The sequence below is a fragment of the Streptomyces sp. NPDC087440 genome, assembly GCF_044744005.1.
Lineage (GTDB): Bacteria > Actinomycetota > Actinomycetes > Streptomycetales > Streptomycetaceae > Streptomyces.
Genome location: NZ_JBIUXN010000012.1, coordinates 62,965 through 78,748, shown reverse-complemented (window position 1 = coordinate 78,748; position 15,784 = coordinate 62,965). Strand labels below are relative to the sequence as shown.

General features: G+C 71.9%; 16 protein-coding genes. 5 read left to right on the top strand and 11 right to left on the bottom strand.

The features are described 5' to 3' along the window. The first annotated feature begins 356 nt into the window (after nt 1–356). The gene (locus ACIO3O_RS23370; RefSeq protein ID WP_401748828.1) at nt 357–1,241 is read left to right on the top strand and encodes a Bax inhibitor-1/YccA family protein; all 885 of its coding nucleotides are present in this window, start codon (nt 357–359) and stop codon (nt 1,239–1,241) included. A gap of 87 nt (nt 1,242–1,328) precedes the next feature. Here ACIO3O_RS23370 and ACIO3O_RS23365 read toward each other — a convergent pair whose 3' ends face one another. Continuing rightward, complete coding sequence (locus tag ACIO3O_RS23365) at nt 1,329–1,559, bottom strand: DUF4287 domain-containing protein (RefSeq protein ID WP_401748826.1); 231 nt, start codon at nt 1,557–1,559, stop codon at nt 1,329–1,331. A 102-nt stretch (nt 1,560–1,661) separates the two neighbouring features. Between ACIO3O_RS23365 and ACIO3O_RS23360 the strand changes: the two genes are divergently transcribed. After that, complete coding sequence (locus ACIO3O_RS23360; RefSeq protein WP_401748825.1) at nt 1,662–1,973, top strand: hypothetical protein; 312 nt, start codon at nt 1,662–1,664, stop codon at nt 1,971–1,973. Between the two features lie 37 nt (nt 1,974–2,010). Here ACIO3O_RS23360 and ACIO3O_RS23355 read toward each other — a convergent pair whose 3' ends face one another. The 3 genes from ACIO3O_RS23355 to ACIO3O_RS23345 form a co-directional block, all read right to left on the bottom strand. Then, on the bottom strand, nt 2,011–2,928 hold the full coding sequence (locus tag ACIO3O_RS23355) for a hypothetical protein (protein ID WP_401749121.1): 918 nt from the start codon (nt 2,926–2,928) through the stop codon (nt 2,011–2,013). A gap of 482 nt (nt 2,929–3,410) precedes the next feature. Beyond that, on the bottom strand, nt 3,411–4,631 hold the full coding sequence (locus ACIO3O_RS23350) for an acetyl-CoA C-acetyltransferase (protein WP_401748823.1): 1,221 nt from the start codon (nt 4,629–4,631) through the stop codon (nt 3,411–3,413). 671 nt (nt 4,632–5,302) lie between these two features. Beyond that, a complete protein-coding gene (locus ACIO3O_RS23345) occupies nt 5,303–6,295 on the bottom strand; it encodes an SGNH/GDSL hydrolase family protein (RefSeq protein ID WP_401748821.1) in 993 nt (330 codons plus the stop codon). 211 nt (nt 6,296–6,506) lie between these two features. Here ACIO3O_RS23345 and ACIO3O_RS23340 point away from each other — a divergent pair, with 211 nt between their 5' ends. Together ACIO3O_RS23340 and ACIO3O_RS23335 are read left to right on the top strand one after the other, a co-directional pair. Beyond that, nucleotides 6,507–7,898, top strand: coding sequence for a cystathionine beta-synthase (locus tag ACIO3O_RS23340; protein ID WP_401748819.1), 1,392 nt, complete (start codon nt 6,507–6,509; stop codon nt 7,896–7,898). Nucleotides 7,899–8,046: 148 nt separating this feature from the next. Beyond that, nucleotides 8,047–9,999, top strand: coding sequence for a serine/threonine-protein kinase (locus ACIO3O_RS23335; protein WP_401748818.1), 1,953 nt, complete (start codon nt 8,047–8,049; stop codon nt 9,997–9,999). 301 nt (nt 10,000–10,300) lie between these two features. On the opposite strand, the gene ACIO3O_RS23330 is transcribed toward ACIO3O_RS23335, so the two are convergent. Together ACIO3O_RS23330 and ACIO3O_RS23325 are read right to left on the bottom strand one after the other, a co-directional pair. Beyond that, a complete protein-coding gene (locus ACIO3O_RS23330) occupies nt 10,301–10,747 on the bottom strand; it encodes a hypothetical protein (RefSeq protein ID WP_401748816.1) in 447 nt (148 codons plus the stop codon). Between the two features lie 9 nt (nt 10,748–10,756). Continuing rightward, complete coding sequence (locus ACIO3O_RS23325; protein ID WP_401748815.1) at nt 10,757–12,196, bottom strand: purine-cytosine permease family protein; 1,440 nt, start codon at nt 12,194–12,196, stop codon at nt 10,757–10,759. 102 nt (nt 12,197–12,298) lie between these two features. On the opposite strand from ACIO3O_RS23325, the gene ACIO3O_RS23320 reads away from it, so the two are divergent. Then, complete coding sequence (locus ACIO3O_RS23320) at nt 12,299–13,174, top strand: MurR/RpiR family transcriptional regulator (protein WP_401748813.1); 876 nt, start codon at nt 12,299–12,301, stop codon at nt 13,172–13,174. A gap of 76 nt (nt 13,175–13,250) precedes the next feature. On the opposite strand, the gene ACIO3O_RS23315 is transcribed toward ACIO3O_RS23320, so the two are convergent. The 5 genes from ACIO3O_RS23315 to ACIO3O_RS23295 form a co-directional block, all read right to left on the bottom strand. Next, nucleotides 13,251–13,625, bottom strand: coding sequence for a hypothetical protein (locus ACIO3O_RS23315; RefSeq protein ID WP_401748811.1), 375 nt, complete (start codon nt 13,623–13,625; stop codon nt 13,251–13,253). Between the two features lie 26 nt (nt 13,626–13,651). Next, nucleotides 13,652–14,074, bottom strand: a complete 423-nt coding sequence (locus tag ACIO3O_RS23310; RefSeq protein WP_401749119.1) for a roadblock/LC7 domain-containing protein — start codon at nt 14,072–14,074, stop codon at nt 13,652–13,654. Between the two features lie 62 nt (nt 14,075–14,136). Beyond that, entirely contained in the window at nt 14,137–14,916 is a 780-nt protein-coding gene (locus ACIO3O_RS23305; RefSeq protein ID WP_401748810.1) for a DUF4388 domain-containing protein, read from the bottom strand. Further along, the gene (locus ACIO3O_RS23300; protein WP_401748808.1) at nt 14,913–15,338 is read right to left on the bottom strand and encodes a hypothetical protein; all 426 of its coding nucleotides are present in this window, start codon (nt 15,336–15,338) and stop codon (nt 14,913–14,915) included. The genes ACIO3O_RS23305 and ACIO3O_RS23300 overlap by 4 nt, the downstream gene beginning before the upstream one ends. Before the next feature lie 167 nt (nt 15,339–15,505). Further along, on the bottom strand, nt 15,506–15,784 hold the full coding sequence (locus tag ACIO3O_RS23295) for a type II toxin-antitoxin system RelE/ParE family toxin (RefSeq protein ID WP_401748806.1): 279 nt from the start codon (nt 15,782–15,784) through the stop codon (nt 15,506–15,508).

Here is a 15,784-nt window from a genome sequence, read left to right as displayed (position 1 = left end):
CAGGCGAAGGTGAACGGACAAAAGAGAGGCCCCCCTCAATCAAATCGGCGATCCGCATTGTTTTGGATGCGCCGCACATGCTGCCATCGGGGGTGGTCCGCGAACGGGAAATCCGGTGACAGCTAAGGGACTGGCCAGAAGTGGACTCGGACATAACGGGCGGCCCGTGTCGCGCCGTACGGACCCCGGTCCGGGCCTTCGGGAGTTCCCCGGGCCGGGGACCGGCGGGAACATCACGGCCCGGTGATCGGTTGCACACGATCAGGGAAAGATCCTCCTCTGGTACAGGGGTGCTTTCTTTGCGACCCCATTACTCTTGACAGCAAGGTCGCACTCGGTGGCCATGGAGGAGTGAGATGAGGAGCAGCAACCCGGTCTTCTCGCGACGGGGGTTCGGCCGCGACAACGGCAACGCGGGCTTCAATGCCCAGCAGCCGCAGGCCGGGGGCCCCGCCGTCGGGACGCAGGGCAACCCGTACGCCCAGGGCAACCCTTACGCCCAGGACGCGACGAACCCGTACGCGACCAACCCGTACGCCCAGCAGGACCAGTACGGCGCCCCCGTGGCACCGCCGCGCGGCAGCGTCATGACGATGGACGACGTCGTCACCCGCACGGCCATCACGCTCGGCCTCGTGGTCGGCGGCGCGGCCGTCGCCTGGATCACGAACATGGGCCTGGGCCTGGCCATCGGCGCCGCGCTCGTCGCGATGGTGCTCGGCCTGGTCCAGTCGTTCAAGCAGAAGCCGGTCCCGGCGCTGATCCTGGCGTACGCGGGATTCGAGGGCCTCTTCCTGGGCGCGCTGAGCAACTACATCAACACGTTCGTGGCGCCCGGCGCCGCGATGCAGGCGGTGCTCGGCACGATGGCGGTCTTCGCCACCATGCTGGTGCTCTACAAGACCCGCATCGTGCGCGTCACCGCCCGCTTCACCCGCTACCTGATGATCGCCGCGATCAGCTTCATGGTGCTCACCGCCGTGAACCTGCTGTTCATGGTCTTCGGCGGCGGTGACGGCCTCGGCTTCCGCAGCGGCGGCCTCGGCATCGTCTTCGGTGTCGTCGGCGTGCTGCTCGGCGCCTTCTTCCTGGCGCTGGACTTCAAGCAGGTCGAGGACGGCGTCGCCTACGGCGCCCCCCGCGAGGAGTCCTGGATGGCGGCCTTCGGCCTCACCATGACCCTGGTGTGGATCTACCTGGAGATGCTGCGTCTCGTCTCGATCCTGAGCGGCGACGACTAGCAGAACCGTTTTTCACGGGAAGGGCCCGCAGACCGTCTTCACGGTCTGCGGGCCCTTCCCGTTGCGTATGGGGCGGGGGAGTAGGGGTCAGCGGAGATTGCGGGCGGCGCGCCTGAGGTCGTACTCGTGGATGATCGCCTTGGCGTGCCCGTGGGCCAGGTTGTGCTCGCTGCGGAGCCAGCTCACCTTTTCCTCGAAGCGGAAGAGGGAGGGACCGTCCTCGACGGTGCGCAGCCAGTCGGACACTTCACGACCGGTGCACTGGGGGATGCGGGAGAGCAGGTTGCGATGGGTCTCTTCGGAGAAGACTTGGGACATCGGCGCCTCCGGAAGGCTTTGCGCGGTGCTGGTCCTTCACTGCACCGTGCCTGAGGGAACGTCCGTTGGCAACAGTCCGGGACGGGCGCGTAGGGTCGCGATGTGCTGGATACGACCCCTCTGCTGACCGCCGTCGAACGGCTCGCCGACCGCCTGCGGTCCACCCCCGAGAGCCGCCTGCGGCGCGGCGCGGCCGCCGAGGGCCTGGCCCTCGCCCGCGAACTCGCCCTGCGCGCCCAGCGTCTGGAGTTCCCCGACCGCACGCCGTACGAGCTCCCCGACGCGGGCCTCTTCTCCGTCGCCGACCAACTGGCCGTCGCAGGCCGGGACTTGGCCCTGGCCATGGGAACGGCCCCGTCCGGGGAACTGGACGAGGCCGTGAAACTGGTGGAGTCGGTGGAGCGGAACCTCTAGCCGGGCAACCGCTGCGGAACCTCTCCCCGGGCAGCCTCTAGTCGGGCACGGACGCGATGACGCGGTCGGCCAGGATGTAGACGTTCTCCGCACCGCAGGAGAAGGTCAGCGCGTACGCCCCCGAGATCCCGGATCCGCCCAGCAGCACCGGGGTGTTGCCCGCCCGCAGGGCCTCGGCGAGCTGCTCCGCCGTCTCGCGGTGCCCGGGGGTCATGCACAGCGTCGTACCGTCCGCGAAGACGTACACGTCGAGGGTGCCCAGCGGCCCCGGACGCACGTCCGCGAGCGGGGCGCGGGCCGCGGCCAGGCCCTCCAGGCGGGACATGGTGAACGCGTGGTCGCCGCCCGCGGGGGACGACTGCACGGGGACGAAGTCGGGGTGCGAGGGGTGACGGCGGCGGGCGGCGGCCAGCGCGGCCGCGTCCTCCTCCGGCTCGTCGTCCTCGGCCTCGGCGACCTCCTCCTCGGGGGCGCTGCCGTACGGCGTCAGGTCGAACTCCTCGGCGAAGGAGAGGTCGCCCCGGGACGTGGCCAGGAAGGCCTCCAGGTCGCTCTCCTTGAGCCCCGTGAAGTCCGAGGGCTGCGGCATGTAGTACGCGAGGGACTCCTGCTCGGCCGTGGTCAGACCGCCCAGCAGCGAGGGCGCGTCGGCCGCGTCACGGGCCTCCTGGGCCGCCCAGAAGGCGCGCGCCTCGGCCAGCTCGCGCTCGCGCTCCTCGGCCAGTGCCTCGGAGACCGCGGCCCGTATCTCGGCGGCCGGGGACTCGCCGCCGCGGGTCTGCTGGGGGAGGGCGGTCAGCGCCGCCTGCGCCCGCAGCTCCGCAGCCTCCGTGCGGTCGGCCGCCCGGTCGGCGCGCAGGGCGGCGACCTCCTGGCGGAGACCGCGCACGGTGTGCAGGGCGGCGCCGCCGACGGCCGCCGTGGCAGCGGTGGCGAGCAGCAGGGCGAAGGACATGGCGCTCACGTGCGTACTCCTGAATTCATTGCGATCCCCTGGGCGGACTCCGGGGCGTACCCCAGCGTGCATCGGTCCCCCGACCGATCCCCCGGACTTCCTACATCAGCTTCCCGTGCACGGTTGCTCGCTCACAGTGCATAACGTCACGAATCGGACAGGCCTTTGGGCCTGGCGAACCGCCCACCTCCGCTGTGACCTGCACGTTTCCCCGCCTCCTCGGACCCAGGTCACATCCTGGGGGAGATTGGGTCACGACTGGGACGCGAAGCGAGTGGAGGGGCGCGCGGGCAAGGCGCGCTCCGGAAGCGCTCACACGATTGTGCGCTCGGCAGCGCTCGCGCGCTCGCTGATCCCGGTGATTCGTGAGCTGTTCCACACCGGGCGCCCCGCCCCGGGGTACGGGGATGCCCCGGCCGCACACCTGCGGGCCGGGGCATCCCCGTACGGACAACCGGGAGATCAGCCGAACTGCCGGGAGATCAGCTGAGGCGCTCGATGACCATGGCCATGCCCTGGCCGCCGCCGACGCACATGGTCTCCAGGCCGAACTGCTTGTCGTGGAACTGGAGGCTGTTGATCAGCGTGCCGGTGATGCGGGCGCCGGTCATGCCGAAGGGGTGGCCGACGGCGATGGCGCCACCGTTGACGTTCACCTTGTCCAGGTCGAGGCCGAGGTCCTGGTACGAGGGGATCACCTGGGCGGCGAAGGCCTCGTTGATCTCGGCGAGGTCGATGTCGCCGACGCTCAGCCCGGCGCGCTTCAGCGCCTGCCTGCTGGCCTCGACCGGGCCGTACCCCATGATCTCGGGAGAGAGGCCGGAGACGCCGGTGGACACGATCCGGGCGAGCGGGGTGAGTCCGAGCTCCCGCGCCTTCGTGTCGGACATGATCACCAGGGCGGCGGCGCCGTCGTTGAGCGGGCAGCAGTTGCCCGCGGTGACCAGGCCGTCGGGGCGGAAGACGGGCTTGAGCCCCTGGACGCCTTCGACCGTCACCCCGGCACGCGGCCCGTCGTCCTTGCTGACCACGGTCCCGTCGGGGGTGGTGACCGGGGTGATCTCCCGCTCCCAGAAGCCGTTCTTGATGGCCTGCTCGGCGAGGTTCTGCGAGCGGACGCCGAACGCGTCCATCTCCTGGCGGCTGATGCCCTTGAGGCGGGCCAGGTTCTCGGCGGTCTGCCCCATGGCGATGTACGCGTCCGGGACCAGCCCGTCCTCACGCGGGTCGTGCCAGCCCTCGCCGCCCTGCTCGGCGCGGGCGGCGGTGCGGGCCTCGGCGTCGGCGAAGAGGGGGTTGTGGGTGTCGGGCCAGGAGTCGGAGTTCCCCTTCGCGAACCGCGACACCATCTCGACACCGGCCGAGATGAAGACGTCGCCCTCCCCGGCCTTGATGGCGTGCAGTGCCATCCGCGAGGTCTGGAGCGACGACGAACAGTAACGGGTGATCGTGCACCCCGGAAGGTGGTCCATCCCCATCTGTACGGCCACGATGCGGCCCAGGTTGTTGCCCTGCTCGCCGCCCGGGAGGCCGCAGCCGAGCATGAGGTCGTCGATGTCACGGGGGTCGAGCTCGGGGACCTTGGCCAGGGCGGCCTGAATGATGGTCGCGGTGAGGTCGTCGGCGCGGAGGTCCTTCAGGGAGCCCTTGAAGGCGCGGCCGATGGGGGAGCGGGCGGTCGAGACGATGACGGCTTCGGGCATCGGGGCTCCTGGGGGTGCGGCGCGGGTGGTCGAAGTGGGCTGACCTCGGCCGAAGTTACCGGTACGTACCGGTCCGGGTCACCCGGTGGGGGGTGTGACACGGACCGCACTTCTAAGCGACCGCTCATGTGGCGCCCCTGTGCGGGGCGGTGCTCGCTCTGCGGCTCCGCCACGCGGGCGCGACCGTCCCGTGCCGGGCTGCTCATCCGCGCCCCTTCAGGGGCGCGGGGCTGTGCCGATCTGCGGCTCCGCCGCGCGGGCGCGACCGCTTGGTACCGGGCGGCTCGTCCGTGCCCCGTCAGGGGCGCGGGGAACTGCGCGCCCAGCCACGACGGATCTGCACGGAACCGTGCAACGGCCGCGCGGCGAGCGCTTTAGGGAAAGGGGCGGGTCCGGGGCCTCTCTGCCTGAGCCGGGCGGGGCTGACGTGCCCGGTACGGGGGTGGGCCGGGGCCCCTTTGGACGCGCGTCCGGCGCAGGTGCTGGGCCAGGGGCGGTACCCGGGTGGGCCGGGAGCGGGAGGGGCCGCCCCCTTGCCCGCCCGTCCCGCCCCCGGGGGGCGGCCCCGCCGCCCAAGGGGGCTAGGGGGAAGAGGGGGGAGGGCGGCCCGCCGCCCAAGGGGGCGAGGGGGAGGAGAGGGAAGGGCGGCCCCCCCCCGGGGAGCCGGCCCCCTACCGGGTCGCGCTCGGGGCGTGGGTCGGGTCCGGGGCTGCCGGGATGCGGCGGCGGCGCCGGTGCTTCAGCAGGGCCCAGGGCCCGCGGGCGCCCGTGACCTCCGTGCCCGCCTCCGCCGCCGCCCGGGTCGCCGCCCGTGCCACCGGCAGCATGGACTCGTCCCGCGCCCCGTCCAGGCGGTCGGATTCCGGCCAGAGTCCGAGGGCCGCGCACAGGGTGGGCAGGACGGCCATGGCGGCCGTCGAGTAGCCCTCCGCCGAGGGGTGGTAGTTGTCCGGCCCGAACAGCTCCCGCGGATTCGCCTCGAACTCGGGGCCCAGGAGGTCCCCGAGCGAGACCGTCCGCCCGCCCTGCTCCACCACCCCGATCGTCTGCGCCGCCGCCAACTGCCGCGAGACGCGCCGGGCCAGCCACCGCAGCGGCTGGTACACGGGCTCGATGGTCCCGAGGTCCGGACAGGTCCCGACCACCACCTCCGCCCCGGCCGTGCGCAGCCTGCGCACCGCCGAGGCCAGATGCCGTACGGACTGCGTCGGCGGCATCCGGTGGGTCACGTCGTTCGCGCCGATCATGATCACGCAGACGTCCGGCGGCCGCACCGGATCACGTACCAGCAAGGACACTTGACGGTCCAGATCGTCCGACATGGCCCCCGGCAGCGCCACGTTCCGCAGCTCCACCGGCCGCTCCGCCACCGCCGCGAGCCCGGACGCCAACAGCGCCCCGGGCGTGTGCCCGGCCCGCCGCACCCCCTGACCGGCCGCGGTGGAGTCGCCCAGAACGCCCAGCCGCAGCGCCGGAAGCCCGGAGCGGCCCGCGAAGGCCGTGCCGTACAACCCGTCCGCCGGCGGGGCGATCGGGGCCACCCCACCGCCCACCGAACGCTTCGCCAACTGCACCTCCGCCAGCACGAGTCCCACCGTCGCGACGCCGATCAACCCGATCCCGCCGCCGCCGTACGCCGCGCCTGCGGCGATTCGCCGTGCCACCCTCGCCCTCGACACCGTCGCAGCCACCTCCTCGAAGAACCATGCGCAGGGATGTCCGTGGAACATCCGTACGGAAAGCAGTCCGTACATCTCCTAACTGCCCGGTAACGGGTGCTGCGTAATCTCCGCCAATGGTGAATACGGGGAGTGGAGCAGTGGTCGCACGCGGCCCTACTCTGGGCAGCACCATCACGGAAACCCCGGAGAAGACGTGCAATTTCACGACTCGATGATCAGCCTCGTCGGCAACACCCCGCTGGTGAAGCTGAACAGAGTGACCGCAGGCATTCAGGCGACCGTCCTTGCGAAGGTCGAATACTTCAACCCGGGCGGCTCCGTGAAGGACCGGATCGCCGTCCGCATGATCGAGGCCGCCGAGCAGAGCGGCGCGCTGAAGCCCGGCGGCACCATCGTCGAGCCGACCTCCGGCAACACCGGTGTCGGCCTGGCGATCGTGGCCCAGCAGAAGGGCTACAAGTGCATCTTCGTCTGCCCGGACAAGGTGTCGATGGACAAGATCAACGTCCTGCGGGCGTACGGCGCGGAGGTCGTCGTCTGCCCCACGGCCGTCGACCCCGAGCACCCGGACTCGTACTACAACGTCTCGGACCGGCTCGTCCGCGAGACGCCGGGCGCCTGGAAGCCGGACCAGTACAGCAACCCCAACAACCCCCGTTCGCACTACGAGACCACCGGTCCCGAGCTGTGGGAGCAGACGGAGGGGAAGATCACCCACTTCGTCGCGGGCGTCGGCACCGGCGGCACGATCTCCGGCACCGGCCGGTACCTGAAGGAGATCAGCGACGGCAAGGTCACCGTCGTCGGCGCGGACCCCGAGGGCTCGGTGTACTCCGGCGGCTCGGGGCGGCCGTACCTGGTCGAGGGCGTCGGTGAGGACTTCTGGCCGACCGCGTACGACAAGAGCGTCACGGACGAGATCGTCGCGGTCTCCGACAAGGACTCCTTCCAGATGACCCGCCGCCTCGCCAAGGAGGAGGGCCTGCTGGTCGGCGGCTCCTGCGGCATGGCGGTCGTGGGCGCGCTGCGCGTGGCCGAGCGGCTGGGCCCGGACGACGTCGTGGTCGTCCTGCTGCCGGACAGCGGGCGCGGCTACATGAGCAAGATCTTCAACGACGAGTGGATGGCCGACTACGGCTTCCTGGAGGACTCCGGTCCGTCCGCACGCGTCGGCGACGTGCTCCAGTACAAGGAGGGCGGGGCCATCCCGCACCTGGTGCACATGCACCCGGAGGAGACCGTCGGCGAGGCCATCGAGGTGCTGCGCGAGTACGGCGTCTCGCAGATGCCGATCGTGAAGCCGGGCGCGGGCCACCCCGACGTGATGGCCGCCGAGGTCATCGGTTCCGTCGTGGAGCGGGAGCTGCTGGACGCGCTCTTCGCCCAGCGTGCCTCGCTCAGCGACCCGCTGGAGAAGCACATGTCCCAGCCGCTGCCGCAGGTCGGCTCCGGCGAGCCGGTCGAGGACCTGATGAGCGTCCTCGGCGGTCAGGGTGCGGCGGACGCGGCGATCGTCCTGGTCGAGGGCAAGCCGACCGGCGTGGTGAGCAGGCAGGACCTGCTGGCCTTCCTCGCGAAGAGCTGACGCCCCGCTTCCGGCTCTACCGACGTCGCGCACGGGCCCGGATCGAACCGGTGCGGCCCAGGTTCTGGCCTGAGGCTCACGGTACGATGCGGGCCTGTTGCGTGAGGGATACGCGTGCGGGGAAGTCGGGGAAGGGGTCGGTCGCGTCGTGGAGAGCCTGGGGGAGGGCGACCCGCTCGCCATCGGCGGTTACCGACTGCTCGGGCGGCTCGGCGAGGGCGGCATGGGGCGGGTGTATCTGGGCCGGTCCACCACCGGGCGCACCGTCGCCGTGAAGCTGATCCGGGCGGAGCTGGCCGGGCGGCCCGACTTCCGGGGCCGGTTCCGGCAGGAGGTGGAGTCCGCACGCCGGGTCGGCGGGGCGTGGACCGCGCCGGTGCTGGACGCGGACTGCGACGCGGACGTGCCGTGGGTGGTCACGGGGTACGTTCCCGGGCCCTCGCTCACCGAGGTCGTCGGCGCGTACGGTCCGCTGCCCGAGCATGCGGTACGGACCCTGGCCGCCGGTCTCGCGCACGCCCTGGCCGACATCCACGCCGCCGGGCTCGTCCACCGCGACCTCAAGCCCGGCAACGTACTGATCACCATCGGCGGCCCCCAGGTCATCGACTTCGGCATCGCCAAGGGGGTGGCCGGGACGACCGTCGCGGCCCCCGGTCTGACCAGTACCGGAGTCGTGGTCGGCTCGCCCGGCTGCATGTCGCCCGAGCAGTTGCGCGACGAGGAACTCGGGCCCGCCAGCGACGTGTTCGCGCTGGGGACGGTGCTGGCGTACGCGGCGACGGGGCGGCTCCCGTTCGGGGACGGCAGTGGTTCGGGCGGGCTGCACGCGGTGATGTTCCGCATCACCGCCGAGGGGCCGGACCTGGCGGGGGCGCCGGATTCGGTGGCCGCGCTGGTGCGGGCGTGCTGCGCGAAGGAGCCCGGGGAGCGGCCGGTACCGGCCGAGATCGTCGCGCGGGCGAGTGCCGGGCCCGCCGTCTCACCGTGGCTGCCGCCCGCGCTCATCGCCGACCTGGGACAGCGTGCGGCGCACCTCCTGGACGCGGAGCCGACGGGTGGGCAGACGCCGGGGACGATGCGGCTGGGGGGTCCGCCGCCCGTGCCTCAACAGGGGTACGGAGGAGGCCGGTTCGGGCCGGTTCCGGCCCCGGCGCCGGTCACCGCGCCCGCCTCCCCTCCGCCCGCCCGGCGCAACCGGCGGGGGCTCGTCGCCGGGGCGGCGGTGGCCGGTGTGCTGGCCGTCGGGGTCGCCGTCGCCGTACCCCTGCTGAAGGGGGAGGAGCCCGTCGGGGCGCCGGGGGCGCAGGCGGCGCCCACCGGGGCAGCGCCCCTGCCGGGGACGGACACCGACCGGCCCGCCCCCTCCGCGAGCAGCAGCAGGAAGAGCCCGAAGAACACAAAGAGCACGAAGACGCCGGACGCCGCCGAGGCCCGGGTGCCCCGGGCGTTCCTCGGCACCTGGATCGGGAGCGTGATCAAGGACGGCAAACCGCTCGGCCAGGAGCGGCGGTTCACGATCTCCGCGGGCGGCACCGGCGACGCCGTGATGCGCAGCACCAGTGTCGACTCGGCGTACGAGTGCACCAGCAGCGGTGCGCTGACCTCCGTGCACGAGGGGACCGTCGCGCTCATGGGCAGCTTCGTGTCCGGCGCCCCGCGCTCCCTGTGCAACGTCATCAAGGCGCAGAGCCTGCGCCAGGGCCCGGGCGGCACGCTGGTGTGGAAGGGCCTCGACCGCACGGCCACGCTCCGCCGCGTCGCGCCCGGGAGCGAACGGGTCCCGGCGGACCTCCTCGGCACCTGGGTGCGGAAGCTGGAGAAGGGCGGCACCCAGAAGGTGACGATCCGTCAAGCGACGCCGGGGGCGCGGACGGTGACTCTCCTCTCCGATTCCGGCGGGAAGAAGTGCGTGTCGTACGCCAACCTCTTCACCGCCTCGGGCGGCTGGGCCCGCGTCGGCCCCGCCGTGGTGGACAAGGGGGCGTCCAGCAAGGGGTGCGAGATGGGTTCCGCCTCCACCCTGAAGGCCTCCGGCAAGGCGCTGACCAGGTCGTACACCAACGGAAGCGCTCCTCGTACGTACACGAAGAGCGGGTAGGCGCGGCGACTTCGCGCAAACGGTACGAGCGCGACACGTTGCCGCAGCACCCGCTTAACACGGGCCCGGCACAGTGGTGTTCGTCGGCGTCACGGACAACCGGAGCGGCTCCCGGACCTCCGCGGACGTCTTGGACACGGAGCACCGGCCCTGACCCGGACCGTGTCCCGCGCGGGGACCGTCGTCGTCCCGCCCCCCGGGCAGCCGGGGGTGCGGCGGTCCCCGCGTCGTCACGTTCCGGGACCCGTACGTTGCAGGACCCGTACGTCGAGCCGTACGTTGCAGGACCCGTCCGTGCGGGTCACTCCCAGTCGGAGGACTTCCCCCGGCCGCGGTCCCGGGCCCCGCTCCAGGGGACGTGCCACCCCGAGTGCACCGCGTTCACGCCGAAGATCCCCAGCCAGCACACGGCCAGGCCGAGCAGCCCGGCGTTCACCACGGCGATCGCGGACAGCGGGACGGCCAGCACCAGCGTGACGATGGCCAGGCCGAAACGCTCGCCGAAGCCGCCGTCGCCGGACGACGGCTTCGCGGGGTGCGAGGCGCCCCGCGCGACGACCATCTGCTGTTCGGCCAGCTGCCGGCGCACCCGCCGGTCGACCGTGGAGTCGAGACGCTGCTCGACCTTCTCCAGGAACGATTCGACCAGGGCCGCCTCGTAGTCCGCCCCGAGTTCCCTCCGGGCGTCCACGGTGGCGTCGAGGTCCTTCTTCAGCTCGGGATCGCGAGCGCGGCCTGTTGCGTCCATGCTTCGACGTTACGGATTCGGGGCCGCCGGAGCAGTGGGGGTAACCCCCGATTCTGCTTGGGGGGACGCCCCCGGAAGGTGGTCCGTGGAGCGGCGGGCGAGCAGGAAGTAGAGCAGGGCGGGCACGGCCAGGCCGATGATCCAGGAGACGTCGGCGCCGCCCAGCGGGGCGACCAGCGGGCCGGTGTAGAAGTGCGTGACCAGGAAGGGCAGCTGGGCGAGCACGCCGACGACGTACACGACGAGGGCGTCCCAGCGCCAGGCGCCGTAACGGCCGTTCGGGTCGGACAGGGCGGGGATGTCGTAGCGCTCGCGGGAGATCAGGTAGTAGTCGACCAGGTTGATCGCCGACCACGGGGTGAAGAAGGTCAGCAGGAAGAGCAGGAAGTCCTTGAACGAGGTGAGGAAGCTGTCCTTGCCGAGCAGGGCGACCGCCGTGCCCGCGACCATGATCCCGGCGATGTAGGCGGAGCGGGCGCGCGGGGAGAGCTCCTGCTGGCCGCGGAAGCCGCTGATGCTGGTCACCATCGACATGAAACCGCCGTAGGTGTTGAGCACGTTGATGGTCAGCTTGCCGAGGGCGATCACGAAGTACAGGAACGAGGCGATCAGGCCCGCGCCGCCGAGCCCGACGACGTAACCCACCTGGCTCTTCATGAACGCGCCGCCCGACGTGGCCGCGACCAGCACGCCGAAGGTCATCGACCACTGGGAGCCGATGCCGGACCCGGCGAGCGTCCACCAGAAGGTGGCGCGGCCGGAGGTGTCGCGGGGGAGGTAGCGGGAGTAGTCGGCGACGTACGGACCGAAGGCGAGCTGCCAGGACGCGGAGAGGGAGACGGCCAGGAGGAACATCGGCAGGTCGAAGCCGGTGTCCGTGGCCAGGACCGCGCCCAGGTCGATGGAGTCCAGCAGGCGGATGCCCAGGTAGACGAAGGCCAGCGCGCAGATCACGCTGGCGACGCGGCCGAGCGCGTGGATCACCTTGTAGCCGACGGCGGCCATCACGGCGGTGACCGCCGCGAACAGCACGATGCCGGTGGTGTCGCCGAGGTGGGTCAGCTCGCCGACCGCCTGGCCCGCGAGGACGCTGCCGCTGGCGAAGAAGCCGACGTACATGAGGATGACCAGCAGGAGCGGGACCACCGCCCCCTTGACGCCGAACTGCGCCCGGGACTGGATCATTTGGGGCAGCCCCAGCTTGGGGCCCTGCGCCGAGTGCAGGGCCATGACCGCGCCGCCCAGCACGTTGCCGAGGAGGAGGCCGATGATCGACCAGAGCGGGCCGCCGCCGAAGACGACGGCGAGCGCGCCGGTGACGACGGCGGTGATCTGGAGGTTGGCGCCCAGCCACAGGGTGAACTGGGAGAAGGGCGTGCCGTGGCGTTCGGAGTCGGGGACGACGTCGATCGAGCGCCGCTCGACCAGTGAGGCGGGTGAATCCGGCATGTGCGTGCCCCTCCCATGCAGTCTGTATATGGTCATGCAGGGTTCTGGGTGACTGAATAGATGTCAATGGTTCGGCTGGAAAACACGGAGACGGGGTCGGATATGGGTGAGATGGGCGGCGGAACGACCGCTGCGGAGGGCGCCGGGTCGGCCGCCGCGCGGCTTCAGCAGCTGTTCGAGGGGCGGCGGCTCACCCCGACCCAGCGACGCATCGCGCACAGCATGGTGCGGCGGGCCGGGGAGGTGCCGTTCCTGTCGAGCGTGGAGCTGGCGGAGCTGGCCGGGGTCAGTCAGCCCTCAGTGACCCGGTTCGCGGTCGCGCTCGGCTTCGACGGGTACCCGGCGCTGCGCAGGCACCTGCGGGAGGTGGCTCCGGCGGACGGCGCGGCGGCCGAGGAGGTCTCGTACAACGAGTACCAGCAGGCCGTGCTCGGGGAGATCGAGAACCTGCGGCACCTGGCCGAGATCCTCGCCGACCCCGCGCCCGTCGAGCGGGCCGGTCAACTGCTGGCGTCCTCACGGGTGTTGCCGGTGCTGGGGCTGCGTGCCGCGTCCTCGCAGGCGCGCGGCTTCGCGTACTTCGCGGCGAAGGTGCACCCCGACGTGCGGCTGCTCGACGAGGGCGGGTCGATGCTCGCCGACCGGATCGACGCGGCCCGGCGGGCGGGCGCGGACGTGCTGCTGTGCTTCGCGCTGCCCCGGCATCCCAAGGAGGTCGTGGAGGCGCTGGCGTACGCGCGGGAGCAGGGGCTCACCGTCGTGACGGTCGCCGACTCCGCCTTCGCGCCGGTCGCGCGCCACAGCGACCTGCTGATTCCGGCGGCGGTGGGCACGGGGCTGGCCTTCGACACGGCGTGTGCGCCGATGCTGCTGGGGCGGGTGCTGCTGGAGGCGATGTGCGACGGGATTCCGGAGGCGCAGGCCCGGTTGGAGGAGTTCGACGTACGGGCGACGGCGCGCGGTCTCTTCGTGGAGTGAGGGGCACGCGGTCTTTCGTGGAGTGGGGGCGGGCGGGGGCGCTGTGCCGGGGGTGCGCCCCCGCCCTGGGCGGCCCTCAGACTTCCAGCTCGTTCTCGATCTTCTTGAGCTGGTGGCGCGCCATCGCGAGGTTCGCGCGCTTCTTGTCGAGTGCCAGGTACAGGAAGAGGCCGTTGGAGCCGCGGCCCTTCAGCAGCCGGATCAGGTGGTACTGGCTGTCGAGGGTGATGAGTATGTCCTCGATGTCCTCGTTGAGGCCGAGCAGTTCCATGGTGCGGACCTTGGCGCGCACCACGTCGGTGTTGCCCGCGGCGGCGACCGTGAGGTCGAGGTCCTTGGTGCCGCCCGCGGTGCCCAGGGCCATGCCGCTGGTGTAGTCGACGAGGGCGACGCCGACGGTGCCCTCGATGGTGGTCATTGCTTCCTTGAGGGCGGCTTCGGTGTTGGCCATGGCGGTCGCACTTCCTTCGGTGTGGGTCAGACGGTGGGTGTGGTGTCGTGCGTGTCCTGTGGTGCGTTCGTACGGTCCATGAGTTCGCCGATACGGGCTCCCGCCCGGCGGGCTTCGAGGTGCAGCCGGCCCACGTTGATCCGGGGCTCGGCCAGCAGGGTCAGCACGGCGGTGGCCCCGGCCGCGTACGTGGCGACGTAACCGTCCTCGCCGCGCACCAGTAATTCCCGGAAGCCGCCCTGGCCCGTGGCGTCGGTGAGGCGCAGGGACACCCCGAGCGCGGCCGCGGTGAGGGCGGCGACGCCCTCCGGTTCGACGCCGGGGGCGTCCTCGGCGAGCACCAGGCCGTCCACGGTGGCGGCGACGACACCGGTCAGCTGAGGCAGTCGGGTCCTCAACCTCTCTATTTCGGCCAGGACTTCGGGGTCCGGGGGTTTCGGCTGCGTCAGGGGAGGAGACCTCCGCTCCGCGCGCTTGTCGGCCCGTATCGCGCGGGTGCGCAGGGCGCGTTTCACAGTGCCTCCAGGGCGTTGCGGAGTCTGCGCAGCAGGGCGACGTCGGGATCCTCGGTCACCTGCGGCAGCCACTGCGGCAGCGCCGCGGCGGAGGGGACGGACGCCTCGTGCGGCGTGGTCACCGCGCCGAGTGCCGCGAGGCGCCGCACGTCGACCAGGGTGTGGAAGGCGGCCCGGCCCAGCAGGCGGGCGATGTCGGCGGGGGTGCGCACCCCGTCGGCGAGGTCGAGGACGTCCTGCTGGCGGCGGGTGACGGGGCAGGGCGGGCCGCAGTCGGCGCGGACCACGGGGGAGTCGTCGGTCCCGGGGTACGGCCACAGGGCGTCCAGCAGTTCCCTGCGGCGCAGGCACTCGCGGGCCAGCGCCCGGGCCGGTACGGGGCGCACCGGGCCCATCCAGTGCGCGACCCCGTGCCGAAAGCGGGTCGGGCCGCTGCCGGGGCCGAGCACGAAGTACGCGGCGTCGAACAGGGCGCCCAGGTGGGCGAGTTCGAGTTCCCCGTCGGCCAGGCGTCCGCTGTCCACCAGGTACCGGCCGACCCTGCCGTCGGGCCCGGCCAGGTCGAATGCCTCCTGCCAGCCCTCCTGCGGCAGCCGCCCGTCCAGCAGCACTTCCAGTCCGGGGGCGGCCGGGCTCTCGGCGTGCACCACCTGGCCGTCGTCGAGGTAGAGGGTGCCGTGGTCGCGCAGCAGGGCGCCGGTGGCGCGCTCGTCGGCGAGGCGGGCCAGCATCGGGGAGAGCGGGGGAGGAGGCGGAACCGCAGTGGCGGTGGTCATCCCAGCACCAGCCGTTCGGCGAGGTCGGCGAGGCGCAGCCGGGCGAGGGCGAGGTTGCCCTGGTCGCGGTCGAGCCACAGGTGGAGGAAGACGCTGCTGTCGAAGGAGGTCTCGACGTAGCGCAGCAGGTGGTAGTCGGTGCGGGTGGTGATGATGACGTCCTCGACGGGCAGGCCCTTGTCGTCCTGGCCACCCTGCCCCGGGGCGTCGCGCCGGTGCCGGCCGGGGCCGGGGGCGAAGGTGCCGTGCTCGGCGGCCATCCGGGCGAGCTCGGCGGATTCGGCGGCGGCGGTCTCGCTGTCGCCGCCGGCGGCCTCCCCGGCGGTGCCGAGGGCGAGTCCGCTGGTCCAGTCGACGACGGCGGCGCCGCGGGCGCCGGGCAACTCCATCGCCTCGACCAGGCATGCGTCGATTCCGGACACGCAGAACTCCCCTCCACCGGGTCCCTGCCGGGCTTGCGTGGTGTGGCTGAGATTAGCCAACTGGGGCCCGTTGGAAGGGAGTTCTGGCATATTCCATCGGAAGGCCCGCTTCCGCACTAGCCTGTGCGCGGAAGGGCCTGGCGTGAAGCCGCAGGGACGCGCGGTTCCTACATCCTGCGGTAGACCTCGCGGCGGTTGCCTACCCCGATCACCAAGAGGACGAGTAGGCCGTCCTCGATGGTGTACACGGCCCGATAGTCACCGACGCGCAGTCGCCAACGTGATGCGCTGCCTTGAAAGGCTTTGATGTCGAGGTGGGCGGTGTCCCCCTGGTCCATCGCTTTCTGTAGTTCCGCCAGTCGGTAGAGGATGCGCAGTGCGTCCGCGCGCGGAACCTTGTTCAGTTCGCGACGGGCTGCCGGAGAGAAACGCGTGACGTAACCCAT

Bases quoted from the DNA above. Each gene is read 5' to 3' on its own strand.
- ACIO3O_RS23370 (WP_401748828.1), top strand. From the start codon at position 357: ATGAGGAGCAGCAACCCGGTCTTCTCGCGACGGGGGTTCGGCCGCGAC.
- ACIO3O_RS23365 (WP_401748826.1), bottom strand. From the start codon at position 1,559: ATGTCCCAAGTCTTCTCCGAAGAGACCCATCGCAACCTGCTCTCCCGC.
- ACIO3O_RS23355 (WP_401749121.1), bottom strand. From the start codon at position 2,928: ATGTCCTTCGCCCTGCTGCTCGCCACCGCTGCCACGGCGGCCGTCGGC.
- ACIO3O_RS23350 (WP_401748823.1), bottom strand. From the start codon at position 4,631: ATGCCCGAAGCCGTCATCGTCTCGACCGCCCGCTCCCCCATCGGCCGC.
- ACIO3O_RS23330 (WP_401748816.1), bottom strand. From the start codon at position 10,747: ATGGACGCAACAGGCCGCGCTCGCGATCCCGAGCTGAAGAAGGACCTC.
- ACIO3O_RS23325 (WP_401748815.1), bottom strand. From the start codon at position 12,196: ATGCCGGATTCACCCGCCTCACTGGTCGAGCGGCGCTCGATCGACGTC.
- ACIO3O_RS23320 (WP_401748813.1), top strand. From the start codon at position 12,299: ATGGGTGAGATGGGCGGCGGAACGACCGCTGCGGAGGGCGCCGGGTCG.
- ACIO3O_RS23315 (WP_401748811.1), bottom strand. From the start codon at position 13,625: ATGGCCAACACCGAAGCCGCCCTCAAGGAAGCAATGACCACCATCGAG.
- ACIO3O_RS23305 (WP_401748810.1), bottom strand. From the start codon at position 14,916: ATGACCACCGCCACTGCGGTTCCGCCTCCTCCCCCGCTCTCCCCGATG.
- ACIO3O_RS23295 (WP_401748806.1), bottom strand. From the start codon at position 15,784: ATGGGTTACGTCACGCGTTTCTCTCCGGCAGCCCGTCGCGAACTGAAC.